The sequence below is a fragment of the Pseudomonas sp. EA_35y_Pfl2_R5 genome (genome assembly GCF_963970805.1).
GTDB lineage: Bacteria > Pseudomonadota > Gammaproteobacteria > Pseudomonadales > Pseudomonadaceae > Aquipseudomonas.
In genome coordinates this window covers 1-23,819 of record NZ_CAXAOW010000010.1, presented here as the reverse complement: position 1 = coordinate 23,819, position 23,819 = coordinate 1, and the positions used below count along the sequence as shown (strand labels likewise).

Below are 23,819 nucleotides of genomic sequence, written 5' to 3'. Positions count from 1 at the left end.
TGAACCGGGCGGCACAAGCCTTCAGTGAAGCCAATAAAGGACAGTTGTTCCCAGCAGCATGCTGGCCAACCCCAGCAGACGCAGCTGCCTGTCAGACAACTGCATCAGTTGTAAAAGCGTGTCACGCCAATGGCGCGGACACAGGAAGGGCAGGATGCCTTCCAGCACCAGCACGAGACACAACGCGATGCCTAATTCCTGCCACATGCTTCCCACAGACGCAAAAAAGCCGGGATTTTCCCGGCTGCCGCATGATACCACGTTTTCCACAAGGATCACCCCGACGGCTGCCCGCCGGGGTAATGCTTTAAGGCTTGGACTTCTCGAGATAACGGAAGAAGTCGCTCTTCGGATCCAGCACCAGCACGTCACGCTTGTCCGCGAAACTTTCGCGGTAAGCCCTCAAGCTGCGATAGAACGAGTAGAACTCCTGGTCCATGCCGTAGGCCTTGGAATAGATCGCAGCAGCTTGGGCATCCCCCTCACCACGCAGCTCTTCCGCCTGACGGTAGGCATCGGCGAGCAAGACACGGCGCTGACGGTCGGCATCAGCACGAATGCCTTCAGCCAGCTCTCTACCCTTGGCGCGGTGCTCACGAGCCTCACGCTCACGCTCGGAACTCATGCGATCAAACACGCTACGGTTAACTTCCTTCGGCAGATCGATGGCCTTGACGCGAACATCCACCACCTCAATACCTAGCTCACGCTGCGCGGCACGGTTCAGCGATGCAGTAACATCAGCCATCAGCGCATCACGCTCACCGGACACCGACTCATGCAGAGTGCGCTTACCGAACTGGTCACGCAGCGATGCTTCTAGACGACGCGCCAAGCGCTCGTCGGCTATCTGCTTCATGCCGGAAGTTGCGGTGTAAAAACGCTCAGCATCCAGCACTCGCCACTTGGCGAAGGCATCAACCATCAACGCCTTCTTTTCCAAGGTCAAGAAGCGCGAGCTGGTGGAGTCCAGGGTCAGCAGGCGCGCATCAAACTTGCGCACCTGGTTGACGTACGGAATCTTCACATGCAGGCCCGGCTGCACATCCGGCTGGACGATACGACCGAACTGCAACAGCACCGCGCGCTCAGTTTGCGCAACGATGTAAAAACTGTTCCAGGCGACCAGCGCCAACACCACGCCAACAATAAGGGCGATCAGCGATTTATTGCTCATCAACGGCTCTCCCTTGTACGCAGCTCCACCTGACGCGGATCGGTAGTGACCCGCGAACCAGCATCCGCGCTATTCGCAGCTCCGGATATCGAGCTAGGTGAAGACGTGTTGCGACCATCGATCATCTTATCCAGCGGCAGGTAAAGCAGGTTGTTCTGCCCCTTGTCACCAGTCACCAGCACCTTGCTGGTATTGGTCATCAGCTCTTGCATGGTGTCCAGATACAGACGCTCGCGAGTCACCTCTGGCGCCTTGCGGTACTCAGTCACCAATGCAGTAAAGCGATCCGCCTCACCCTGTGCGCGGGAAACCACCTCATCACGGTAACCGTTGGCGTCCTCAATCAGACGCTGCGCCTGACCACGGGCTTCCGGTACCACGCCATTGGCGTAGGTTTCCGCCTGATTCTTCTCACGCTGCTCGTCTTCACGGGCGCGGATCACGTCATCGAAGGCTTCCTGCACTTCGCGCGGTGCGGCTGCACTCTGCAGGTTGACCTGGGTCACGGCGATCCCGGTGCGGTAGTTGTCGAGGAAGCGCTGCAAACGGTCCTTGACCTCGCTGGCCATCAGCTCACGACCTTCGGTCAGCACCTGGTCCATCTCGGTGGAGCCCACGACATGGCGCACGGCGCTGTCAGTCGCATGCTGCAGGCTGACTTCCGGCTGATCGACGTTGAGTACGAAATCCTGCAAATTGCTGATTTTGTACTGCACGGTCAGCGGCACTTCGATGATGTTCTCGTCCTCGGTCAACATCTGCCCCTGCTTGCTATAAGCACGCTCGCGGGTGACGTTTTCCTGGAACTTGCGGTCAATCGGCGGGAAATAGATGTTTAGGCCCGGGCCAACTGTTTCGTAGTACTTGCCGAAGCGCAGCACCACGGCCTGCTCCTGCTCATCAACGACATAGATCGCGCTGTACAGCCAGACTGCAGCCAGCAGCCCCAGACCCACGAACAGCAAGCCGAAGCCGCCGCCATTGCCCGAGCCCGTCTCACCGCCTCGTTTCTTGCCGCCACCGAACAGCCCATTCAGGCTCTCCTGCAGCTTGCGGAAGGCCTCATCGATATCTGGCGGCCCCTTGCGATCACCGTTCTTACGGCCGCCCCATGGGTCCTGATTATTCGAGTTGCCACCCGGCTCATTCCAAGCCATAGCGCTCTCCATCTGATAAAGCAAAGACGCGCCCGCGGCGCGTCCGCCAATGCTACAGAATGCATGCAACCAGCGGCAAAGCCACTGATGCAGGCTTTATTGCAAAGTGTGTTGCTCGATAAATTCCTGCGGTTTCAGCCCCTCGCGACTGACCAGCCGATTCAGCTCGATGCGCGGCAAACGCACAGCCAACAGACTGCTACCGTCCTCGGCATGCGACTCGCTCTGCACTGCGCCCAAGGCAAAGAACTGCGCACGCAAACGCCCCAGGCGCTGCGGCAACTGCAATGTAGCGACAAACAGGTCATCACCCAACAGCTCGGCGATAGCCTGACGCAGCAACGGCAAGCCCCGCCCATCACGCGCCGACAGCCAGACCCGCTGTGGCTTGCCATCGGCATCGCGCTGAATCTGCGGCTCCACACCCTCGAGCAGGTCAAGCTTGTTATACACCTCAAGCATCGGCAACTCATGGGCACCGATCTCACCCAGTACCGCCAACACCTGCTCGATCTGCTGGTCACGCTCGGGCTCGTGGGAGTCGATTACGTGCAGCAGCAGGTCGGAATTGCTCGACTCCTCAAGCGTCGCACGGAAAGCCTCAACCAGCTTGTGCGGCAAATGCCGGATAAAGCCCACGGTATCAGCCAGCACAATCGGCCCCAGATCATCCAGCTCCAGACGACGCAGAGTGGGATCGAGGGTCGCGAACAGCTGATCGGCCGCGTAAACGTCCGAGGTGGTGAGGGTATTGAACAGGGTCGACTTGCCGGCGTTGGTGTAGCCCACCAGCGATACCGAAGGGATATCCGCACGCTGGCGGCCGCGCCTAGCTTGCTCACGCTGACTGCGCACCTTCTCGAGCTTCTGCTTGATCTGGCGAATCCGCACGCGCAACAGGCGGCGGTCGGTTTCCAGCTGAGTCTCACCCGGACCGCGCAGACCGATACCACCCTTCTGCCGCTCAAGGTGAGTCCAGCCGCGCACCAACCGGGTGCTCATGTGATCGAGCTGGGCCAACTCGACCTGCAACTTGCCTTCATGGGTACGCGCGCGCTGAGCAAAAATGTCGAGGATCAGGCCTGTACGGTCCAATACTCGACACTCAAAAGCACGCTCAAGGTTGCGTTCCTGGCTCGGCGTAAGCACGTGATTGAAGATGACCAGATCAGCCTCGGCGGCCTTGACCTGGTCACGCAACTCTTCAACCTTACCGCTGCCGATCAGGTACTTGGCCGTCAGCCGATTACTCGGAACACTGAGGAACGCGATGGTTTCAGCACCAGCCGAGATCGCCAGCTCCTGAAACTCCTGCGGGTCCTCGCGCGCCTCGGAATTTTGGCCGTCCAGATGTACCAGAATGGCCCGCTCTCCACCTTCATGGCGCTCGAAGAACAATGCAGCCTCCTAAATCAGGCGTTACCAGGCTCAGCTTCAGCTTGCTCGGTTTCGCTGGCGCTCGGCAGACGCACCGGACGGCTAGGCACCACAGTGGAAATGGCGTGTTTATAGACCATCTGGCTGACAGTGTTTTTCAGCAAAATCACGAACTGGTCAAAAGATTCGATTTGGCCTTGCAGCTTGATGCCGTTAACCAAATAAATAGAAACCGGGACGCGTTCCTTACGCAAGGTATTCAGGTAAGGGTCTTGTAGCGAATGCCCTTTTGACATGTGCCGCACTCCTTTAAGGATCAATTTTCAATAATTTTAGTAAACCAACGAACGGCTTAAAGCCGTCATACCCCCAAGGATAGACGGCCAACGGCAAGGTCTCAGGTCAATATGGAGACCGCTGCCAGGTATTTCAAGGCACGCGGCAGATTGTCGCAGTCGGCGCTATCGAGCCAGTGCACATCCTGCTGCCAACCACGTAACCAGGTGAACTGTCGCTTGGCCAGCTGTCGCGTGGCGATAATGCCGCGCTCCTGCATTTGCTCGGCATCGAGATTGCCGTCCAGATAATCCCAAACTTGGCGATAACCCACCGCCCGTATAGACGGTAGACCAACGTGCAAGTCACTTCGCTGGCGCAGGCGTTCGACCTCGGCAACCAGTCCCTGTTCCAGCATCAGGTGAAATCGCAGGGCAATTCGCTCATGCAACAGCTGCCTTTGCGCAGGCGCAATGGCCAATTGCGCCACAGTATAGGGGAATTGCCGCGCCGCCGATGCGCCACCGGCAGTATTTTCTGTCGCCTGGCGCTGGCGATGAACGGTCATGCTTTGCCCGCTCAGGTGATAGACCTCAAGGGCACGAATCAAGCGCTGCGGGTCATTGGGGTGAATACGCGCAGCAGACTCTGGGTCGACCGCACGCAGCTCGGCGTGCAGCACCTCCCAACCTTCGGCCTGGGCACGCGCCTCCAGCTCGGCGCGCAACGCCGCGTCGGCACTGGGCATTTCGGCCAGGCCTTCGAGCAACGCCTTGAAATACAACATGGTGCCGCCCACCAGCAGCGGAATACGTCCGCGCGCGGTGATATCTGCCATGGCTGCCAAGGCGTCGACACGGAACTCGGCAGCCGAATAGCTTTCGACGGGGTCACGGATATCGATCAGGCGGTGAGGAAACTCAGCCAGCGTGGCCTTATCCGGCTTGGCCGTGCCGATGTCCATATCGCGGTAGATCAACGCGGAATCAACGCTGATCAACTCGCACGGCAACACCCGCGCCAGTTCAATGGCCAGATCGGTCTTGCCGGCCGCAGTTGGCCCCATGAGGAAAATCGCCGGAGGCAGGCGCTCGGACATGCTTAAAAACTCTCTAAATGGCGCGACGACTAACGGCCGCGCAGGAACAGCTTGTCCAGATCGTCCATGCCCATCTGCGTCCAGGTCGGACGCCCATGGTTGCACTGGCCACTGCGCTCGGTGTGCTCCATATCGCGCAGCAAGGCATTCATTTCCGGCAGGGTCAGCCGCCGATTGGCGCGCACAGCGCCGTGGCAGGCCATGGTGCCGAGCAGCTCGTTGAGGTGCGCCTGGATGCGGTCGGTGGTGCCATATTCAAGCAGGTCACCGAGCACATCTTGCACCAGGCGAGTGGCCTCGGCCTGCTTGAGCAATGCAGGAATCTGCCGGATAGCCAGGGTTTCCGAGCCCAAGCGCTGTAGCTCAAAGCCAAGCCTCTGGAACCATTCATCGTGCTCTTCGGCGCAGTCCGCTCCACGCTGACTTACGGCAATCGACTCCGGCACCAGCAGCGGCTGGCCGCGCAGGCCTTCGCTGGCCATGGCAACTTTAAGCCGCTCGTAGGTAATGCGTTCGTGGGCCGCATGCATATCCACCACCACCAGACCCTGGACGTTCTCGGCGAGGATATAGATGCCCTTGAGCTGAGCGATGGCATAGCCGAGAGGCGGGATATCACCCTGCGCATCCGGCAGCCCAGTAGGGACTGGCGCAGTGGCCATCGGCGAGAAAAACTCTCGATAGGCGCCCTGGGCTTCGGCTGCCGGCAATGCCGCTTCTGGACGAGAGCCTTGATAGCCGGCGCCCGGCGAACGCCATACCGAGGTGTTGGGCGCAGGCTGCAGTAGGCTGGCGGCCAAGCCAATCTCACCCTGCGGGCCAAACTCGCCCGCCGCCTGGCCGGTAGGGCGCAGCATCTCGTTAGCCGTCGCCGGGGCCGCCAGCTGATCTTCCGGGCGTACCTCGCCAAGCGCACGGTGCAGCGTGCCATAGAGAAAGTCATGCACCATACGCCCATCACGGAAGCGCACTTCGTGCTTGGTTGGGTGCACATTGACATCGACTACAGAGGGATCGATTTCGAGAAACAGCACAAAGGTCGGATGGCGACCATTGAACAGCACATCGCGGTAGGCCTGGCGCACCGCGTGGGCGACCAATTTGTCGCGCACCATGCGCCCGTTCACATAGAAATACTGCAGATCAGCCTGGCTACGGGAAAAGGTCGGCAAACCAACCCAGCCCCACAGATGCAGGCCATTACGTTCGATGTCGATAGGCAGCGCCTGCTCCAAAAAAGCTGGACCACAGACTGAGGCCACTCGCCGCGCGCGACTCTGCTCATCCGGTGCTTCGTGTAATCCGAGCACGGTCTTGCCATTGTGGCGCAGATGAAAGGCCACATCGAAGCGCGCCAGAGCCAAGCGCTTGATCACTTCCTGCAGGTGATCGAATTCGGTTTTTTCGGTCTTGAGAAACTTGCGACGCGCCGGCGTGTTGAAGAACAGGTCACGTACTTCCACCGAAGTGCCGACCGGATGTGCCGCAGGCTGTACCCGCGGCTGCATATCACGGCCTTCGGTCTCGACCTGCCAGGCCTGTTCGGCATCAGCGGTACGCGAGGTCAGGGTCAGGCGTGCCACCGAGCTGATCGACGCCAGCGCCTCGCCGCGAAAGCCCAGGCTCAACACCTGTTCAAGGTCTTCCAGTTCGCGAATCTTGCTGGTGGCGTGGCGGGCCAACGCCAGGGGCAGATCATCCGGAGAGATGCCGCTGCCGTTGTCACGCACTTTAAGCAGCTTGACGCCACCCTGCTCGACATCCACCTCGATACGTTTGGCGCCGGAATCGAGGCTGTTTTCCAACAGCTCCTTGATCACCGAGGCCGGGCGCTCGACCACCTCACCGGCAGCAATCTGGTTCGCCAGCCGCGGACTGAGCAGCTGGATACGCGCCGCATCACTCATGGCTGCCCAGCCAGAGCAGTCGCGGGGACCTGCAGACGCTGACCGACCTTGATCACATCGCTTTTCAGCGAGTTGCTACTGCGCAGCACGGCCAGACTGACCTGATAACGCTGCGCAATCAGCGCCAGACTCTCGCCGGAGCTAACCACATGCTCGCGCGGGCCGAGGGCAATCTTGCCGTTATCGCGCAGCCAGGCCACGTGAGTGCCAGGCGGCGGGTTTTCATGGAAGAACTGCCGCACACCCGTGACGATTGAACGCGCCAGGGCCTGCTGATGGCTGGCGCTGGAAAGCTTGCGGGCTTCGTTTGGGTTGGAGATAAACCCGGTTTCCACCAAGATCGACGGAATATCTGGTGATTTCAACACCATAAAGCCGGCCTGCTCAACACGCCGCTTATGCAGGGGGGTGACCCGGCCCATATTGCCCAGCACCTTGTTACCGACATTCAGGCTGGATGACAGTGAGGCGGTCATCGACAGATCGAGCAACACCCCAGCGAGCATCTTGTCCTTATCGTCCAGGCTGACGTTGCCAGCGCCACCGATCAGGTCAGACTGGTTTTCCGCATCAGCCAGCCAGCGCGCGGTCTCCGAGGTGGCACCACGATCCGATAGGGCATACACCGAGGCACCGAATGCAGCCGCCCGCGGCGCAGCGTCAGCATGGATGGAAACAAACAGGTCGGCACCCTTCTTGCGGGCAATATCGGTGCGTTTGCGCAGCGGAATAAAATAATCGCCAGTACGCACCAGCTCGGCGCGGAAGCCTTTCTCGGCATTAATCTGCCGCTGCAGCTCTTTGGCAATCGCCAAGGTCACGTGCTTTTCGTACTGGCCCTTGACCGGCGACAGCGCACCCGGGTCTTCACCGCCATGGCCTGCATCAATGGCAATCACGATATCGCGCTTACCATTAGGTATTGGCGTCAGCTTCGGCGGAGCCTGGGTTGGCGTCACCGGCACCTGGGGCGCAGTGGCTACAGTAGTGGTTGGCAGACTAGGTGCAGCACCACTTTCCTGGTCAAACAGGTCAACCACCAGACGATGGCCGTACTGCTGATTGGGAGCCAGGGTAAAGCTCTTAGGCGTTACCGCGGCCGACAGATCAATGACCACGCGCAGGTCTTGCGGAGTACGCTGCGCCGAGCGCACGCCGGTGATTGGGGTGTTGCTCAGCGCTAGTTGATCGAAGCTGGTGGCCAGCTTGGCACCGCTAACATCAATGACGATGCGATTGGGCGCCGACAGCAGAAACACGCTGTGCTGCACCGGGCCGGACAGATCAAACACCAGACGGGTGTTATCCGGCGCACGCCATAACCGCACACTGCGCACATCCGAAGCGGCCATTACATCGGCGGCCAAGCCAATCAATGCCACTCCTATTGCGATGAAACGCGCGCCTATGCGCATAGCCAACCCCATAATTGATTCATGCCCTGACGGCCAAAGCGGCGCACCAGGCGGTGCCGCGTTCGCCTTGCGCCCGCAAACGCAGCGCCCGGCCAGCCCCATGCGGGCTAATGGTAATGTCCATGTCAGCCTTTGGCAAAACGCCTGCACCGCGCTGCGGCCACTCGACCAGGCACAATGCGTCGCCTTCGAAGTAATCACGAATCCCCAGGTACTCCAGCTCCTCGGCATCCACCAGGCGGTAAAGGTCGAAGTGAAAGGCGCGCAACGCGCCAATCTCGTAGGGCTCCACCAGGGTAAAGGTCGGACTTTTTACCGCACCAACATGCCCTAAGCCGCGAATGATCCCGCGCGACAGGGTGGTTTTGCCGGCACCAAGATCGCCATGCAGATAGATCACACCAATACCGCCGGTAACCCCGGCGATACGTGCGCCCAGCGCCAGCATCGCCTCTTCATCGGCGGCAAACAGTTCTAGCTCAGACACGCAGACTGCTCCTGCAACAATTCACGAATAACCGCACACAAATCACTGGCCGCCAGGCCTCGGCCCTGCAGCGCCAGCCGCTCGCCGGCGCAGGCATGCAGATAGACCGCCAATTGAGCCGCCTCCAGCGCCGGCAGCCCTTGGGCCAGCAGCGCACCGATCAATCCTGCCAGTACATCGCCCAAGCCGGCACCGGCCATGACCGGATGGCCGCGATCACACAGCCACAAACCTCCGCCTGGCACAGCAATCAGGCTGCCGGCACCTTTCAGCACACACACTGCCTGGTAACGCACAGCCAAGGTACGGGCCGCCGCCGGACGATCAGCCTGCACCTCGACCGTACTGATACCCAGCAAGCGCGCTGCCTCGCCGGGGTGCGGCGTCAACACGGCACCTGCTGGTAACTGGAGCTGCCCGTGCGCCAACAGGTTCAGCGCATCAGCATCCCACACCTGCGCAGCGCGGCTGACGGAAGCCACCGACAGCAGGCTGCGCCCCCACGCTTCCTGCCCCAGCCCCGGCCCGACCACCCAGACGCTGACATTCGCACCCAGCGCCAGCAGCTGATTGGCAGATGCTACGCCGACGGCCATCACCTCGGGCAGGCGCGCCTGCGCGGCCGGCAGATGCTCACTGCGTGTCGCCAAACTGACCAACCCGGCACCCGCGCGCAGTGCGCTTTGCGCCGCCAACAGGCCGGCTCCGGCAAAACCACGATCCCCGCCGACCACCAGCACATGACCCAACTGGCCCTTATGCACGCTGCGCGAGCGCGCCGGCAACTGCGGCAGGCAGGTCTGCGCCAGACGCTGCGCGCTAAAGGCCTGAGCCGCGACCAGGGCCGCGTCGGCCTGCAGATCATCAAACTGCAACTTGCCTAAATAATCTGCCGACTGCCCGGTAAACAGGCCCAGCTTCAGGCCGATCAGGGTGACCGTCAGCTGGGCACGCACGGCAATACCCAGCACCTGACCGCTATCGGCGCAGAGCCCGGACGGAATATCCACTGCCAGCACCGGCAGATCACTGGCATTCAACAGGCGGATAGCCTGGGCATACGGCTCGCGCACTGCGCCCTGTAAGCCCGTACCGAGCAGAGCATCAAGCACCACGCCCTGCAGCTCGGCGCATTCGCTCCAGGGCTGCATCGACACACCAGCAGCAATCGCATGGTCACGTGCCAACGCGGCATCGCCCTGCAACAGCGCCGCATCGCCGACCGCCAGCACCTGCACCCGCCAACCCGCACGCAGCGCCAGGGCCGCCACCAGATAGCCGTCACCAGCGTTATTACCGCGCCCGGCCAACACCGTCAGCACACCCGCATCCGGCCAGCGACGGCGCAGGGCACGCCAGATGGCATGCGCGGCGCGACTCATCAGCCCGAATCCGGGCGTGCCGGCAGCGATCAGCCGCGCATCCAGCTCGCGCACTTGGGCGGCGCTGTATAGCGGCAGAGGAAGATTGTCAGGCGAATGCAGCATGCGTCGGCTCCGATGTCTGGCAGAATTATACCCACCTGTGCCCCGGTTACCCTCCCTCATATGAACACTGACACCCTTGACCTTGTTGCCCTCGCCCAGTCGATCAAAGACTGGGGCCGCGAGCTGGGCTTTCAACAGGTCGGGATTGCCGATGTACAACTGGGTGAACACGAGGCACACCTGCAGCGCTGGCTGGATGCTGGTTACCAAGGCGAGATGGACTATATGGCCGCCCACGGCAGCAAACGTTCCCATCCGGACGAACTGGTGCCCGGTACCCTGCGTGTGGTATCGCTGCGGATGGACTACCTGCCCGGCAACACGCAGATGGCTCAGCGCCTCGCCCAGCCAGAGAAGGCCTACGTGTCGCGCTACGCCCTGGGCCGCGATTATCACAAGCTGATCCGCAAACGCCTGCAACAACTGGCCGAACGCATCCAGCAGCAGATCGGCCCGTTCGGCTTTCGCGCCTTTGTCGACAGCGCGCCAGTGCTGGAGAAGGCCATCGCCGAACAGGCCGGGCTCGGCTGGATCGGCAAGAACACCCTGGTGCTCAACCGCAAGGCCGGCAGCTACTTCTTTCTCGGCGAACTGTTTGTCGACCTGCCACTACCGGTGGACCCGCCTCACGCCAGCGAACATTGCGGACGCTGCACGGCCTGTATGGATATCTGCCCCACTGCGGCCTTTGTCGGCCCCTATGTGCTGGATGCGCGACGCTGCATTTCCTACCTGACCATCGAACTCAAGGGCTCCATCCCTGAGGAGCTGCGCGCACCGATCGGCAACCGAGTATTCGGCTGCGATGACTGCCAGATGGTCTGTCCGTGGAACCGCTTTGCCAAACCCACCGAGCAGAGCGACTTCCAGCCGCGCCACAGCCTGGACAATGCCGAGCTAGCCGAGCTGTTCTGCTGGAGCGAAGAGGAATTTCTCAGCCGCACCGAGGGCTCGCCGCTGCGCCGCGCCGGCTACGAGCGCTGGCTGCGCAACCTGGCCGTCGGCCTGGGTAACGCGCCATCAAGCATCCCGGTACTGGAAGCACTAAAAGCGCGCCGCGAGCATCCATCGGAGCTGGTACGCGAGCATGTCGAATGGGCCCTGGCCCGCCACGGCCTGTAGCCGAATACATCTGAACGCGCATAAAAAAGCCCGCAGTAGCGGGCTTTTTTATGCGTCAGACTTTGAGGAAGTGCTGGCGGTAGTGCTTCAGCTCGGCGATGGACTCGCGGATATCGTCCAGCGCCTGGTGCGTGCCCTGCTTCTGGAACGACTCCTTGACCTGCGGCGCCCACAGCCCTGCAAGGATTTTCAGGGTCGAAACATCCAGATAGCGGTAGTGGAAGTAGGCTTCCAGGTTCTGCATGTACTTATAGAGGAAGCGCCGATCCTGGCCGATGCTGTTGCCGCAGATCGGCGATTTGCCCTTCGGCACCCACTGTTCAAGAAAGGCGATGGTCATGGCTTCCGCTTCAGCCGGGCCAATCTTGCTTTCCCGCACGCGCTGGGTCAGCCCGCTCTGGCCGTGGGTGCGGGTATTCCACTCATCCATGCCGGCGAGCAGTTCATCACTCTGGTGCACGGCAATCACCGGGCCTTCGGCGAGGATGTTCAGATCGCTGTCGGTAACGATGGTGGCCATCTCGATGATGACGTCCGTTTCGGGTTCCAGACCGGTCATTTCCAGGTCGATCCAGATCAGGTTCTGCGGGTTCTGCATGCGGGGCTCCTCAACTAAGGCCGACAGTTTAACAGGCCACCGAAAAACTACTGCGTTCGACTGTACCGCATTGAATTCAAGCCGCGCCGCGCATGCGCCACAACAGCAGACGGGACTTGCGCCAGTCATGCAGCTCGACCTGCTGATCCGCCGGCTGCCCCGCCACCTCAAAGGTGTTGCTAATCAACAGACTGCCCGCCGGCATCTGCGCACAGGCCTTGGCCCACAATTCCGGCATCGGTGCAGGCGAAAGAAAGCAATACACCACATCAAACGCCGACAGATCGCTGCGCCAGAGGTTTTCATAACGGATCTGGCAATTGCTCTGGAGCAAGGCGCGCAACCAGGCGATGGCAAAGGACAGCGGTGCGGTCTCCACCCCGACAAACTGCGCCTGCGGATAGTGGCGAGCCAAACTCAGCAACGTGCCGGCCGGACCACAACCCAGATCGATAAAGCGAAACGTTGCGGGATACTGGTCAAGCACCGACCGCAGATGCTGACGCGTACCGGCAGCAGTCAGGTACAGCGGCACGCGCTCGCCAAAGCTGTTCCAGTTAAGCAGCAACAGCAGAACAAATCCGCCAAGAAACACCCAGGACGGCAGCGGCGCACCATTGGCCAACAACAGCGCAGGAACAAACAGCAGGTTTAATCCGCACCACCAGCGCGACAGCCCCAGGTAGTGCGCCAGAGTGGCAGCCAGCAAGCCCTGCAGCAGGCCGGCGGCCAGCCAGGTTGGACGCCAGGGTGACAGCTGAGCGACCAGATACAGCGCCAGACCAATCAGCACAGTCGCGCCCAACTGGGCAGACAAGGCCAGTAGCGCCGGATATTGGCGGGCAACACGCAGCATGCAAACTCCTCAACCGTCCGACCGATGATGCGCCGCAGTTTAGCCGCGCCAGCGGCTCAATAGGCAGCCCGTGCTAGACTCGCGGCCGTTTATTGCGCAATTCAACTCTCGGAAGACCCATGGCCAAACGCCAACTCAATCGCCGGCAAAACTGGCGTATCGAAAAAATCCAGGGCGAGCGTGCCTCCCGCGCTGCCAAGCGCGAATCGCAGGCTGTACAGATCCTTGAAGGCGGCGACCTAGGCCCGGAACAGACCGGCCTGGTGATCGCTCATTTCGGTGTACAGATCGAAGTTGAAGCACTGGAGGGCGAATTGGCCGGCCAGGTATTCCGCTGCCACCTGCGTGCGAACCTGCCGACCATGGTCACCGGAGACCAGGTGGTGTGGCGCGCCGGCAACCAGGGCATTGGCGTAATCGTTGCCCAATTGCCGCGCAGCACCGAACTTTGCCGTCCGGACACCCGCGGCCAGCTCAAGCCGGTAGCCGCCAACGTCGACCTGATCGTGATCGTTTTCGCGCCACTGCCCGAGCCCCATGCCAACCTGATCGACCGCTACCTGGTGGCAGCCGAGCACGCTGGCATTCGCCCACTGCTGCTACTGAACAAAACCGACCTGTTGGATGAGCAGAACGCCGTGGCGCTCAATCGCATGCTCGGCGTTTACCGCGAACTGGGTTATCCGCTGCTGGAAGTGTCTGCCCATGGCGGCGACGGCATGCAACAGCTGCAGCAGCAACTCGACGGCCATGTCAGTGTGTTCGTCGGTCAGTCCGGGGTGGGCAAATCGTCACTGGTCAACAGCCTGCTGCCGGAAGTCGATACTCGCGTCGGGCCGCTCTCCGAGCTGACTGGTAAGGGCACCCACACCACGACCACCGCGCGGCTGTTCCACTTTCCAGGCGGCGGCGAGCTGATCGACTCCCCGGGGATTCGTGAATTCGGCCTGGTGCATGTCAGCCGTGATGACGTCGAAGCCGGTTTTATCGAGTTTCACGACCTAATCGGCCAATGCCGCTTCCGCGACTGCAAGCACGACCGTGAACCTGGCTGCGCCTTGCTCAAAGCGTTGGAAGATGGCCGCCTGCACCCGCAGCGCATGGCCAGTTACCGGCATATTCTGGCCAGCCTGCCAGAAGCCGAGTACTGAAAAAATCGCCGGAGGCGAGCTATAACGTCGCGCCGCGACGGCGCGCAGGGTGCGCCGCCTGGGATAACAGGCCATCAACAAAAAAGGCCGCGACATGTCGCGGCCTTTCATTCACAGCCAGCGGTTATTCGGCGGGCTGATCGAACTGCAACACGCCTTCCTCGAAGATATTCAAGCGCTCACGTAACTGCCCACCGGGCAACGGATCACCGGGCACGACAGGTGGTGTGATGGCAGGCGCATCCGAAGGGCTTCCCGCCTCAGCAGGTGAATCAGTCGAATCACTTTGCGAGCCCTCAATGGCCCGCTGGGCTTTCTTGGTCAGCACCACGATATCGATACGTCGGTTGACCGGATTAAGTGGCTTCTCCCGATCAAACAAGGCCGAGGAGGCATAACCCACCACCCGCGCTACCTGCTCGTCGTCATAGCCGCCCGCAATCAACACACGCCGCGCGGCATTGGCGCGGTCAGAAGACAGCTCCCAGTTCCCGTAACCGCCGCGCCCGACAAAGGGCGCGGCATCGGTATGACCACTGACGCTGATCTTGTTCGGCACTGCGGCGATGGTGTCGGTCATGGCCAGCAAAATGTCTTCGAAATAGGGCTGCAAGCGCGCACTACCGGAAGCGAACATCGGCCGATTCTCAGCATCCATGATCTGGATACGCAGACCGTCCTGGGTGATTTCGAAAAGGATCTGATCCTTGAAGTTCTGCAGCTGAGGGTTTTCCTCAACCTTGTTCTGCAATTCCTGCAGCAACAACTCCAACCGCTCGCGCTCGACTTCTTCGGCTATCGACTCGGCCTGCAGTTTGTCCACGTCAGCCTGGGCATCCTCGGCCGGGCTCTGCTCTTCCTGCGGTTCCGGGTTCAGGGTGCGATCAGGGGCCGGCGTCGGCGTGCCGCCCAGATCAATCACATAAGGACTGGCACTTTCCGAGAACCCCACAGGGTCCTGAAAGTAGCCAGAAATCAGCTTCTTCTGCTCGGGCGTAGCCACAGACATCAGCCACATCACCAGAAAGAACGCCATCATCGCCGTGGCAAAGTCGGCGAAGGCGATTTTCCAGGCCCCCCCGTGGTGGCCACCGGCAACCTTCTTGACCCGTTTGACGATAATCGGCTGGTTGTTTTCCATGCTATGCCTTAGCCCCCACGCATGGCCTGTTCAAGCTCAGTAAAGCTCGGACGATGCGCAGGCAATAACACCTTGCGGGAAAACTCCACGGCCAGCGATGGCGGCATGCCCGAGGCCGAAGCCACCAGACCGGCCTTGATCGCCTCATAGACGTTCAGCTCTTCCTTAGCATCGTGCTCCAACGCACCCGAGAGCGGGCCGAAGAAGCCGTAGGAAGCCAAAATCCCGAGGAAGGTACCCACCAACGCGGTACCAACCTTCTGGCCGATCTCCGCGTTATCCGCCTCGGCGAGGATCGACATGGTGATCACGATGCCCAGCACCGCCGCTACGATCCCCATGGCCGGCATACCGTCGGCCACCTTGGCTACAGCATGCGCCGGGTGTTCGAGCTCTTCCTTGAGGCTGGCGATTTCCATGTCGAACAGGCCTTCCAGCTCGTGCGGGGCCATGTTGCCGGAGGACATGATGCGCAGGTAATCGCAGATGAAAGAGGTCATCTGCTGATCTTTGAGGATGCCGGGGTACTTGCTGAAAATCGGGCTGGCGGCCGGGTCTTCGACGTCGGCTTCGATGGCCATCATGCCTTCACGGCGGCTCTTGTTGAGAATCTCGTACAGCAGTTTGAGCACATCGAGGTAGTAAGCATGGGTGAAGCGCGAGCTAAACATGCTCAGCGACTTTTTGAACACATGCATAAAAGCGCTACCTGGGTTGGCCTGTAGGAAAGCACCCAGCGCCGCACCACCGATGATCATCACCTCAAAGGGATGCACCAACGCCATAAACTGGCCACCGGAAAGGATAAAGCCGCCCAATACGCTGGCGAATACAACAATGATGCCGATGATTTTTGCCATAGAAAGAGACTTGCCAGAGAGGGTAGAAAGGGGCTTTGCAAAACAACCCTTCTATTTATCGGAAGTTTTGCGCGAGACTATAGCCAGTTAAGGTCAAAAGCCAGCTTGTCTCAACCCGCATGCCAAAGCCCGTCCACTATCCGCGCACCCTGACCGACTGGCTCAAGCAGCTGGACAGCCGGCTATTGCCTGCATCCATCGACAGCCAACAAAAACTGCGCCGCGCCCTGGCGGATAGCAATCGTTCGATGCGCGAGCTGGCGGACTTGATGCAGGACTGCCCGGCGCTGGCGCTCAGCGTCTTGCGCGAAGCCAACCGCAAAAGCAGTGGGCTCAGCGAGCAAACCGAAAGCCTCGAAGCAGCCATCAGCCGTCTCGGCATCAAGCGCACCGAAGACCTGCTCACTGCCCTGCCCGCCCTCCCCGAGCAGGAGTTACCCAAAGCGCTGCGGCAGATTCAGCTGATCAGCCAGCATGCCAGCCACCAGGCCAACGGCCTGTTCGCCGGCCGTCTGGCGCGGCTGTGGCAAGAAGTTCACTGGGGCAGCCTGCTGTTTCTCGCACCGATCTGGACCTTGCTCGCCGCTCACCCTGAGCTGTTCGAGGTCTGGGAGCAGCGTGTGCTGGTCAAGGGCGAAGCCGCGAGCAAGGTGGAGCAGGAGTTGCTGGGCGTGCCGCTGCTGAAGCTCTGCCTGGCCATGAGTGAGCAATGGCATTTACCGGAGTGGGTTACTCAGGGCTATCGGCTGCTGGTCAGCGATCGACGCCTGCTGGTCAAGGCACTGCATATCGCCCGCGACAATGAACATCCACTGCATCAGCAACAAATTCTCGACGCCGACAGCAACCTGCGCCGCTGGCTGACACAACCGGCCAACAGCATTCTGCTGGCCAACGGTCTGGCGCTCTCCGCGCATTATGCCTGGAACAGCCCACACAGCCTGCGCTGGCAGCGTCTGACCGGTTTATTCCTGCAACTGCCGCTCGAAAACGTGCAGCAACTGTTGCATCAGAACGCCGTCAGCAGCGCCCGACAGATGCCCGGTACCGACCTCTGGCACCCGGCCGAAGCGCTGCTCTGGCCATGGCAGGCGCGGCACCTGCAAACCATAGTCGAACAGCCCAAGCCCGCAGTTGTCAGCGAGTGGCGCCAGCAATGCGCGCACCTGCTCGCCCTGCCCAGCGCGTTCAGCAATGTGTTGCAGCTGACCGCCTGCGCCAATCAGGCAATCCAGGCCTGCGGCATGCAACGAGTACTGATTTTACTGGCCGACCGCAACCACACACGCCTGATCGCCCAGCAGCAGAGCGGCCTGGACAAAGCCGCCGCCAGCCTCAGCCTTGACCCACAGCAAAGCCAGGTGCTGCGCCGCCTGCTCAGTGCCCCAGCGCAACTAAAACTGAGCCCGGCCAACATCGCGCAGTTTTCCGCCATGCTGCCTGGTTCGCTGAAAAGCCTGTTCCCCAGCGAGCATTTGCTGATTCGCTCAATCGCTAGCAACAACCGCGTGGTTATGCTGATCTTTGCCGATCAGGGCGGCCCTGCACTAAGCGATGCCAGCGTGCAGGGCTTCGGCAAAACCGTGCAATGCATTGAGCGCGCGCTGGCCAGCTTTGCCAACCGCGGGCGCTAGGCTTTCCGCTACAATCCGTCCCTTTCCTGCAAAAAGAGGCCCGGCATGACCGCCTTCGCTGAGTTGCCCTTGCTGATCGAACCCGCGCAACTGGCCAGCCGCCTGAATGCGCCCGAGCTGATCCTGGTCGACCTGACCAGCAACGCCCGCTACACCGCCGGCCATATCCCTGGCGCACACTTTGTCGACCCCAAGCGCACCCAGTTGGGCCAACCGCCAGCACCCGGCTTGCTGCCTGAGCAGGCTCAGCTTGAGCAATTGTTCGGCGAACTCGGGCACAACCCCGATGCCGTCTATGTGGTGTATGACGATGAAGGCGGCGGCTGGGCCGGACGCTTTATCTGGTTGCTGGATGTAATTGGCCACCCGCGTTATCACTACCTGGATGGCGGCCTACAGGCCTGGCTGGCAGAAGAGCGCGAGCTCAGCACCACAGTGCCAACCGCCGGCACACAAGCTGTTGAACTGCAGCTGGATGCAACGCCAACCGCTACCCGTGAATACCTGCAAAGCCGCCTTGGTGCGGCCGACCTGGCCGTCTGGGATGCCCGCGCGCCCAGTGAATACAACGGCGAAAAGGCCCTGGCGCAAAAAGCCGGGCATATCCCCGGCGCCATCAATTTCGAATGGACTGCGGGCATGGACCCAGCACGTGCGCTGCGCGTTCGCCAGGATATCCAGGCCCAGCTCAATAGCCTCGGCATTACTGCCGACAAAGAAATCATCACCCACTGCCAGACCCACCACCGCTCTGGCTTTACCTACCTGGTCGCCAAGCTCCTCCGCTATCCACGGGTAAAAGCCTATGCCGGCTCCTGGGGCGAGTGGGGCAATCATCCAGATACCCCGGTCGAGCGTTAAGCACCCACCAGACCGCCAGCCATTTCGAAGGAATAGCAATGAAAGATCGACTGTTTATCCTCAGCCAATACCTGCTGCCGCACCACCTGCTCTCGCGCCTGATCGGCTGCGCAGCCGAATACCGCGCTGGCTGGTTCAAGAACCGCCTGATCGGCTGGTTTGCCAAGCAGTACCAAGTCAACATGAGCGAAGCTCAGGTCGAAGACCTGAGCGCCTTTGCTCACTTCAACGACTTCTTTACCCGTGCCCTAAAAGACGGCGCTCGTCCGCTCGACAACAGCCCTGGCGCAGTACTAAGCCCAGCAGACGGCGCGGTCAGCCAGCTTGGCAAAATCGAACAAGGCCGGGTCTTTCAGGCCAAGGGCCACAGCTTCAGCGTGATCGAGCTGCTGGGCGGCGACAGCGAGCGTGCTGCCGCCTTTATGGGCGGCGATTTCGCCACCATCTACCTCTCGCCCAAGGACTACCACCGCGTGCACATGCCGCTGGCTGGCACCCTGAAAGAAATGGTCTACGTGCCGGGCCGGCTGTTTTCGGTGAATCAGACCACGGCGGAAAATGTGCCAGAGCTGTTTGCCCGTAACGAGCGCGTAGTGTGCCTGTTCGACACCGAACGCGGCCCGATGGCCGTGGTGCTGGTCGGCGCGATGATCGTGGCGTCAATTGAAACCGTCTGGGCGGGCCTGGTCACACCACCGAAACGCACACTGAAAACATTCAGTTACGACGACGCTGCGCGCGCACCGATCATGCTGGAAAAAGGCGCAGAGCTCGGGCGCTTCAAGCTGGGCTCCACGGCCATCGTGCTGTTTGGTCCAGAACAGGTGCAGTGGGCCGAAGAGCTGACCGCCAACAGCCCAGTCAGGATGGGCCAGCGTCTCGCCGCAGCACGCGGCTAAATCGCCCAAGCCGGCACTGTCAGCGCGCGCAGACAGTGCCGGGGCAATAGACCAGAGTGAACCTCTGCCAGCGAAAACCAGTCACAACAATGACTTCCAGATGATTTGTGCGTCGCGCCAGCTTGGTAACCCAGCCAAGGACATGGCTGCGGGAGGCGCGAGATGCTGCTAGAGTCGAAACATAATTCCTAGACTCACCTGCCTTGCCCGTGCGCTGGAGTATCCGATTTAGATGGATAAACAGAATTCTCACTTGCTACTGCGCGTCACCACGCCGGATAAGCAAAGCCTGTCATTCTGCGAAGCCAGCCCTCGTGATCTGAAGAAATGGGTCGATGGCCTGCCCAAAGCCAACATTGGTGAAACCGCACGCCAGCTTTACCAGGCACTGGTCGAACTCAATCAGCTGCTGACACCCTCAGAAAACCGCCTGCAGCTGCTGGAAATCCTCCGTCCGGAAATCTATTTCGTCTGCAAGCAACTGGAAAAACACTTCCTTAACCAGGCCATCGTTCTCGATGAACGGCCGCGCAAGGTTGCCAACCTCTGTCAGGCCCTGCAAAACCACCTCGCCATTGGTTATAAATTGATCGTGTCGCGCCTGGCGGCACAACCTGGGCGCGAACGCCATCAACTGCTCGCCGTCGCTCTGCAGCGCGCCACTCACAGCCTATGTGGCCCATTGATTCGCGCCAGCCAGCTGTACTGCCCGGTCCCTGAAGGTCTCTGGCTAGAGCTGCATCAGCTCTATCAGATTGCCCTGACGCGTGGCCTGCACAAGACTATGATTCGTGACAACCAAGCGCTGCGCACACAAGGCCTGAGCACTGAACAAAGCTACCTAGTCGCCCTGTTGCTCGGTTGTGCACGCTGCAATCAGATGCGCCAAAGCGCTATCGCGCGCTTGGCTGAAGTGCTCGAGCCCTGGAGCGCACTGGTCACCCTACAGTCCGGCAATGAGCCCTCCAGCCTGTTCGCGGTTGCCCCGCAACTGGATGGTCCGCCTCGCTACATCTCGCTGTTCCAGCAAAACGAACTGCACAGAGCAATAGGGATCGATCCCAGCCAGTTAGTGGACGCCATCAAGGAGCATCTGCTGCTGCCTGCCGAGAGCATTGCTCAATCGCGCCTGACTGTGCCCGAAGGGTTCAGCCACGACATGCTGCAGCATCTGGCTGCTGCCTGGGGCGATATCGCAGAGCGCACCTTCCAGCGCAGCCAAGGCCAAGGCGCCCTGACGCTATGCATTGGCATGAGCGCGCTGCATTTTTATCTGGCTGGCAAGCGCCCATTCAACGAAGTGCTACAGCTACCGGTTACGACCAATACAGCGGTATTCAAGGCTGACACCGGCGCGCCAGATGTCTGGTCAAATGCTTTCGATGCACAGAAGAGCAACCTCTGGGAAAACGGTCTGCCTTTCGAGGAAATCCAGTACAACCAACCGGAAAGCACGACTCAGAGCACCGACAATAACAGCACGGACAGCTATCCAGTGTTCGAAGTAGCCATTGTCAATATCAGCCCTGGCGGCTATTGCTTGTCGTGGCCGAAGGATGTGCCCAGCCAACTCCAGGCGGGCGAACTGCTCGGCGTACAAAGTCTGCCGCAACAAGGCTGGAGCATTGCCGTGGTGCGCTGGATTCGCCAGGTACGTGGCGGCGGCACCCAGATGGGCATCGAGCTAATTGCTCCGCATGCACAAGCCTGTGGCCTGCAACTGGTGCGCAAGGCCGAACAGAATAGCCAGTACCTACGCGCCCTGCTGCTGCCGGAAATCAGCGCCATTTCAAGGCCGGCCAGCCTGATCACTGCGCGCCTGCCATTTCAGGAGGGTAACAAGGTCAGCATCAACCTGAATGGCAACGAGCATCGCGCAGTACTCAGCCGCCGACAAACCAGCACCGGTAGCTTCAACCAGTTCGAATACCGCGGCGTCGAGCAGATCAGCAGTGAGCACGGGAAGCCTGTCACAGCGCCGAAAGGCCGCACGCCAGGCGGGGAGGAAGACTTTGACTCCCTCTGGAAGTCGCTGTAGATTGCCGACGCACTCCCTTTTGTCGCCTTTTCGCGCCCGTTCGGCGCAGATTTGATACCACACCATGGCCATCGAAAAAAAAACCATTCGGCTACTGATACTCGAAGACTCGCAGAACGAGGCCGAGCGCCTCGTCAGCCTGTTCCGTAATGCCGGGCGGGCAACGCGTGTGCATCGCCTGAGCTCCAGCGAAGACCTCAACGAAGCCCTGCAGCAAAGCTGGGACCTGCTGATCTGCGCACCAAGCAGCGAACAGCTGGCACCGAGTGAAGCGATTGGCGCGATCCGTCGTCAGGCCAAGGATATTCCGGTTATCCAGCTGCTCGCTGACAATGACTCCGACAGCATCACCGAAGCCTTGATGCTCGGCGCCCAGGACGCATTGCCACAAGGTGAAGACGAGCGCCTGGTATTGGTCGCCAAACGCGAGCTGGCCAATCTGGAAGAACGCCGCGCCCGCCGCGCCTCAGAAGTGGCGCTACGCGAGACGGAAAAGCGCTGCCAGCTGCTGCTCGACAGCTCCGTCGATGCCATTACCTACGTGCATGACGGCATGCATATCTACGCCAACCGCGCCTACCTGGAGCTGTTCGCCTACGAAGATGCCGATGAGCTGGAAGGCATGCCGATGATCGACCTGATCGCTGGCTGTGACCAAGTCAACTTCAAAGACTTCCTGAAAAACTACCAAAGTGCCGAAGGCAGCGCCGAGCTCAACTGTACCGGGATCAAGGCCAACGGCCAGAGCTTCCCAGCGCAGATGAGTTTCTCCCCGGCCACCTACGATGGCGAGCCCTGCATCCAGGTGGTGATTCGCGCCGAAACCAGCAATGCCGAGCTGGAAGAGAAACTGCGCGAAATCAGCAGCCAGGACCTAGTCACCGGCCTGTTCAATCGCATCCATTTCATCGAATTGATGGATGGCGCGGCTGAGCGGGCGGTAAATGCCGGACAACCATCTACCCTGGCTTATATCCAAGTCGACAGCTATGCCAGCCTGCTTGCCGATATCGGCCTGGCAGGTATCGATATTCTGCTGACCGATCTGGCCAACCTGCTGCGCGCGCACTTTAGCTCTGACGCACAGCTGGCGCGTTTTGGCGATGACGTATTTGCTGTGTTGCAGCCTGGCGTCAGCCCAGAACGAACTCTAGAGAACCTGAACAGCCTGCTGAAAAAGGTCGAAAGCCATTTGTTCGACGTCAGCGGCCGCACCGTACAAACCACCTTGTCGATTGGTGTGGCCGGGCTCAACGAAAGAACCGCCAAGGCCCAGGAAGTGGTCGATCGTGCTCACCGCTGCGCCGATGAGCTAAGCGATGGCAACGCCATCAAGGTGTTCAACCCGGCGGAAGAGCTGGCCGCAGCGGCGAGCCGCGGCAACATCGTCGCGATGATTCAACAGGCCCTGGAGAAGAACAGTTTCCGCCTGCTGTTCCAGCCGATCATCAGCCTGCGCGGCGATAGCTTTGAGCACTATGAAGCGCTACTGCGCCTGATCAACCCACAGGGCGAGGAAATCCCGCCCGTGGAGCTGTTCAACGCCGCCAAGGATGCCGGACTGGCCGAGAAAATTGATCGCTGGGTTATTCTCAACTCGATCAAGTTGCTCGCAGACCACCGCAGCAAAGGCCACAACACTCGCCTGTTCGTGCACTTGTCGAACGCCAGCGTGCAGGACCAGACCCTGCTGCCATGGCTTAGCGTAGCCCTGAAAGCCGCACGCCTGCCGTCAGACTCGCTGGTGTTCCAGTTCAGCGAACCAGACGCAATTGCCTACCTGAAACAGGCCAAAGTCATCACTCAGGGCCTCAACGAACTGCACTGCAAGACGGCATTGACCCAGTTCGGCTGCTCGTTGAATCCGTTCAACACGCTTAAGCACCTGCATATCGACTTCGTCAAAGTCGACAGCTCCTTTTCCCAAGACCTGAGCAATGCCGAAAGCCAGGAGGCACTGAAAACCCTGCTGGCCAGCCTGCACTCCCAGGCCAAGCTGACCATCGTGCCCTTTGTAGAGAGCGCCAGCGTGCTAGCTACTCTCTGGCAGGCCGGGGTTAACTATATCCAGGGGCATTACCTACAGGGCCCGAGTCAGTCGATGGATTACGACTTCTCGGCTGGCGACGAGTAAGCCAGCACGGACAAAGAAAAGGCTATGTCCCAAGACCGTGTTGCAAGGACTACGCTTTAAGGCAGACATCCGCTTGTGAGGTCAGCCCACCATGGATACTCAAGCCTTTCAGCGCTGGTTGGCCCAGGTGAGCCAGCTCAGTG

General features: G+C 60.5%; 21 protein-coding genes. 7 read left to right on the top strand and 14 right to left on the bottom strand.

The annotated features are described in order from the left end of the window. Window positions 1–21 precede the first annotated feature (21 nt). The 10 genes from AACX99_RS16150 to AACX99_RS16105 form a co-directional block, all read right to left on the bottom strand. Window positions 22–207, bottom strand: coding sequence for a DUF2065 domain-containing protein (locus AACX99_RS16150; RefSeq protein WP_090249667.1), 186 nt, complete (start codon window positions 205–207; stop codon window positions 22–24). A 100-nt stretch (window positions 208–307) separates the two neighbouring features. After that, window positions 308–1,177 (bottom strand): protease modulator HflC, encoded by an 870-nt coding sequence (gene hflC / locus AACX99_RS16145; protein ID WP_339413363.1) that lies wholly within the window; start codon window positions 1,175–1,177, stop codon window positions 308–310. Then, window positions 1,177–2,334, bottom strand: a complete 1,158-nt coding sequence (hflK, locus tag AACX99_RS16140) for an FtsH protease activity modulator HflK (protein WP_339413361.1) — start codon at window positions 2,332–2,334, stop codon at window positions 1,177–1,179. Before hflK ends, hflC begins: the two co-directional genes overlap by 1 nt. A gap of 96 nt (window positions 2,335–2,430) precedes the next feature. After that, window positions 2,431–3,732, bottom strand: coding sequence for a ribosome rescue GTPase HflX (gene hflX, locus AACX99_RS16135; protein ID WP_339413360.1), 1,302 nt, complete (start codon window positions 3,730–3,732; stop codon window positions 2,431–2,433). A gap of 14 nt (window positions 3,733–3,746) precedes the next feature. Next, complete coding sequence (hfq, locus tag AACX99_RS16130; protein ID WP_090249679.1) at window positions 3,747–4,007, bottom strand: RNA chaperone Hfq; 261 nt, start codon at window positions 4,005–4,007, stop codon at window positions 3,747–3,749. Window positions 4,008–4,108: 101 nt separating this feature from the next. After that, on the bottom strand, window positions 4,109–5,086 hold the full coding sequence (gene miaA / locus AACX99_RS16125; protein ID WP_339413356.1) for a tRNA (adenosine(37)-N6)-dimethylallyltransferase MiaA: 978 nt from the start codon (window positions 5,084–5,086) through the stop codon (window positions 4,109–4,111). A 29-nt stretch (window positions 5,087–5,115) separates the two neighbouring features. Beyond that, complete coding sequence (gene mutL / locus AACX99_RS16120) at window positions 5,116–6,993, bottom strand: DNA mismatch repair endonuclease MutL (protein ID WP_339413354.1); 1,878 nt, start codon at window positions 6,991–6,993, stop codon at window positions 5,116–5,118. Next, on the bottom strand, window positions 6,990–8,420 hold the full coding sequence (locus AACX99_RS16115) for an N-acetylmuramoyl-L-alanine amidase (RefSeq protein ID WP_445261877.1): 1,431 nt from the start codon (window positions 8,418–8,420) through the stop codon (window positions 6,990–6,992). Before AACX99_RS16115 ends, mutL begins: the two co-directional genes overlap by 4 nt. Window positions 8,421–8,427: 7 nt before the next feature. Continuing rightward, the gene (tsaE, locus tag AACX99_RS16110) at window positions 8,428–8,895 is read right to left on the bottom strand and encodes a tRNA (adenosine(37)-N6)-threonylcarbamoyltransferase complex ATPase subunit type 1 TsaE (RefSeq protein WP_339413350.1); all 468 of its coding nucleotides are present in this window, start codon (window positions 8,893–8,895) and stop codon (window positions 8,428–8,430) included. Next, window positions 8,883–10,382, bottom strand: coding sequence for an NAD(P)H-hydrate dehydratase (locus tag AACX99_RS16105; RefSeq protein ID WP_339413348.1), 1,500 nt, complete (start codon window positions 10,380–10,382; stop codon window positions 8,883–8,885). Before AACX99_RS16105 ends, tsaE begins: the two co-directional genes overlap by 13 nt. Window positions 10,383–10,442: 60 nt before the next feature. Between AACX99_RS16105 and queG the strand changes: the two genes are divergently transcribed. Further along, entirely contained in the window at window positions 10,443–11,504 is a 1,062-nt protein-coding gene (gene queG / locus AACX99_RS16100) for a tRNA epoxyqueuosine(34) reductase QueG (RefSeq protein ID WP_339413346.1), read from the top strand. Window positions 11,505–11,559: 55 nt separating this feature from the next. Here the strand turns inward: queG and orn are convergent, their stop codons facing one another. Beyond that, a complete protein-coding gene (gene orn, locus AACX99_RS16095) occupies window positions 11,560–12,102 on the bottom strand; it encodes an oligoribonuclease (protein WP_339413345.1) in 543 nt (180 codons plus the stop codon). A 76-nt stretch (window positions 12,103–12,178) separates the two neighbouring features. Beyond that, window positions 12,179–12,958, bottom strand: coding sequence for a class I SAM-dependent methyltransferase (locus tag AACX99_RS16090; protein ID WP_339413343.1), 780 nt, complete (start codon window positions 12,956–12,958; stop codon window positions 12,179–12,181). A gap of 119 nt (window positions 12,959–13,077) precedes the next feature. On the opposite strand from AACX99_RS16090, the gene rsgA reads away from it, so the two are divergent. Then, window positions 13,078–14,109 carry a small ribosomal subunit biogenesis GTPase RsgA gene (gene rsgA / locus AACX99_RS16085; RefSeq protein WP_339413342.1) on the top strand — a complete coding sequence of 344 codons (1,032 nt, stop codon included), beginning with the start codon at window positions 13,078–13,080 and terminating at the stop codon, window positions 14,107–14,109. Window positions 14,110–14,233: 124 nt separating this feature from the next. On the opposite strand, the gene motB is transcribed toward rsgA, so the two are convergent. After that, window positions 14,234–15,250 carry a flagellar motor protein MotB gene (gene motB / locus AACX99_RS16080; RefSeq protein WP_339413340.1) on the bottom strand — a complete coding sequence of 339 codons (1,017 nt, stop codon included), beginning with the start codon at window positions 15,248–15,250 and terminating at the stop codon, window positions 14,234–14,236. Window positions 15,251–15,258: 8 nt separating this feature from the next. Continuing rightward, window positions 15,259–16,110, bottom strand: coding sequence for a flagellar motor stator protein MotA (gene motA, locus AACX99_RS16075; RefSeq protein WP_339413339.1), 852 nt, complete (start codon window positions 16,108–16,110; stop codon window positions 15,259–15,261). 119 nt (window positions 16,111–16,229) lie between these two features. On the opposite strand from motA, the gene AACX99_RS16070 reads away from it, so the two are divergent. The 5 genes from AACX99_RS16070 to AACX99_RS16050 all read left to right on the top strand — a co-directional run bounded on the left by AACX99_RS16070 (window position 16,230) and on the right by AACX99_RS16050 (window position 23,676). Next, window positions 16,230–17,744 (top strand): HDOD domain-containing protein, encoded by a 1,515-nt coding sequence (locus tag AACX99_RS16070; protein WP_339413338.1) that lies wholly within the window; start codon window positions 16,230–16,232, stop codon window positions 17,742–17,744. Between the two features lie 45 nt (window positions 17,745–17,789). Then, window positions 17,790–18,605: a rhodanese-like domain-containing protein gene (locus AACX99_RS16065; RefSeq protein WP_339413337.1), complete on the top strand. Its 816-nt coding sequence runs from the start codon at window positions 17,790–17,792 to the stop codon at window positions 18,603–18,605. Window positions 18,606–18,637: 32 nt separating this feature from the next. Beyond that, window positions 18,638–19,504 carry an archaetidylserine decarboxylase gene (asd, locus tag AACX99_RS16060; protein WP_339413538.1) on the top strand — a complete coding sequence of 289 codons (867 nt, stop codon included), beginning with the start codon at window positions 18,638–18,640 and terminating at the stop codon, window positions 19,502–19,504. Window positions 19,505–19,736: 232 nt separating this feature from the next. Beyond that, window positions 19,737–21,542, top strand: a complete 1,806-nt coding sequence (locus AACX99_RS16055) for a molecular chaperone (protein WP_339413335.1) — start codon at window positions 19,737–19,739, stop codon at window positions 21,540–21,542. A 64-nt stretch (window positions 21,543–21,606) separates the two neighbouring features. Further along, window positions 21,607–23,676 (top strand): EAL domain-containing response regulator, encoded by a 2,070-nt coding sequence (locus tag AACX99_RS16050; protein ID WP_339413333.1) that lies wholly within the window; start codon window positions 21,607–21,609, stop codon window positions 23,674–23,676. The last annotated feature ends 143 nt before the right edge of the window (window positions 23,677–23,819 follow it).

Excerpts from the sequence above, each read along its gene's own strand:
- hfq (WP_090249679.1), bottom strand. The coding sequence starts at position 4,007 with ATGTCAAAAGGGCATTCGCTACAAGACCCTTACCTGAATACCTTGCGT.
- orn (WP_339413345.1), bottom strand. The coding sequence starts at position 12,102 with ATGCAGAACCCGCAGAACCTGATCTGGATCGACCTGGAAATGACCGGT.
- mutL (WP_339413354.1), bottom strand. The coding sequence starts at position 6,993 with ATGAGTGATGCGGCGCGTATCCAGCTGCTCAGTCCGCGGCTGGCGAAC.
- hflC (WP_339413363.1), bottom strand. The coding sequence starts at position 1,177 with ATGAGCAATAAATCGCTGATCGCCCTTATTGTTGGCGTGGTGTTGGCG.
- queG (WP_339413346.1), top strand. The coding sequence starts at position 10,443 with ATGAACACTGACACCCTTGACCTTGTTGCCCTCGCCCAGTCGATCAAA.
- AACX99_RS16065 (WP_339413337.1), top strand. The coding sequence starts at position 17,790 with ATGACCGCCTTCGCTGAGTTGCCCTTGCTGATCGAACCCGCGCAACTG.
- AACX99_RS16050 (WP_339413333.1), top strand. The coding sequence starts at position 21,607 with ATGGCCATCGAAAAAAAAACCATTCGGCTACTGATACTCGAAGACTCG.
- motA (WP_339413339.1), bottom strand. The coding sequence starts at position 16,110 with ATGGCAAAAATCATCGGCATCATTGTTGTATTCGCCAGCGTATTGGGC.
- AACX99_RS16090 (WP_339413343.1), bottom strand. The coding sequence starts at position 12,958 with ATGCTGCGTGTTGCCCGCCAATATCCGGCGCTACTGGCCTTGTCTGCC.
- AACX99_RS16150 (WP_090249667.1), bottom strand. The coding sequence starts at position 207 with ATGTGGCAGGAATTAGGCATCGCGTTGTGTCTCGTGCTGGTGCTGGAA.
- AACX99_RS16105 (WP_339413348.1), bottom strand. The coding sequence starts at position 10,382 with ATGCTGCATTCGCCTGACAATCTTCCTCTGCCGCTATACAGCGCCGCC.
- AACX99_RS16115 (WP_445261877.1), bottom strand. The coding sequence starts at position 8,420 with ATGGGGTTGGCTATGCGCATAGGCGCGCGTTTCATCGCAATAGGAGTG.
- AACX99_RS16070 (WP_339413338.1), top strand. The coding sequence starts at position 16,230 with ATGCCAAAGCCCGTCCACTATCCGCGCACCCTGACCGACTGGCTCAAG.
- hflK (WP_339413361.1), bottom strand. The coding sequence starts at position 2,334 with ATGGCTTGGAATGAGCCGGGTGGCAACTCGAATAATCAGGACCCATGG.
- rsgA (WP_339413342.1), top strand. The coding sequence starts at position 13,078 with ATGGCCAAACGCCAACTCAATCGCCGGCAAAACTGGCGTATCGAAAAA.
- motB (WP_339413340.1), bottom strand. The coding sequence starts at position 15,250 with ATGGAAAACAACCAGCCGATTATCGTCAAACGGGTCAAGAAGGTTGCC.
- miaA (WP_339413356.1), bottom strand. The coding sequence starts at position 5,086 with ATGTCCGAGCGCCTGCCTCCGGCGATTTTCCTCATGGGGCCAACTGCG.
- AACX99_RS16055 (WP_339413335.1), top strand. The coding sequence starts at position 19,737 with ATGGATAAACAGAATTCTCACTTGCTACTGCGCGTCACCACGCCGGAT.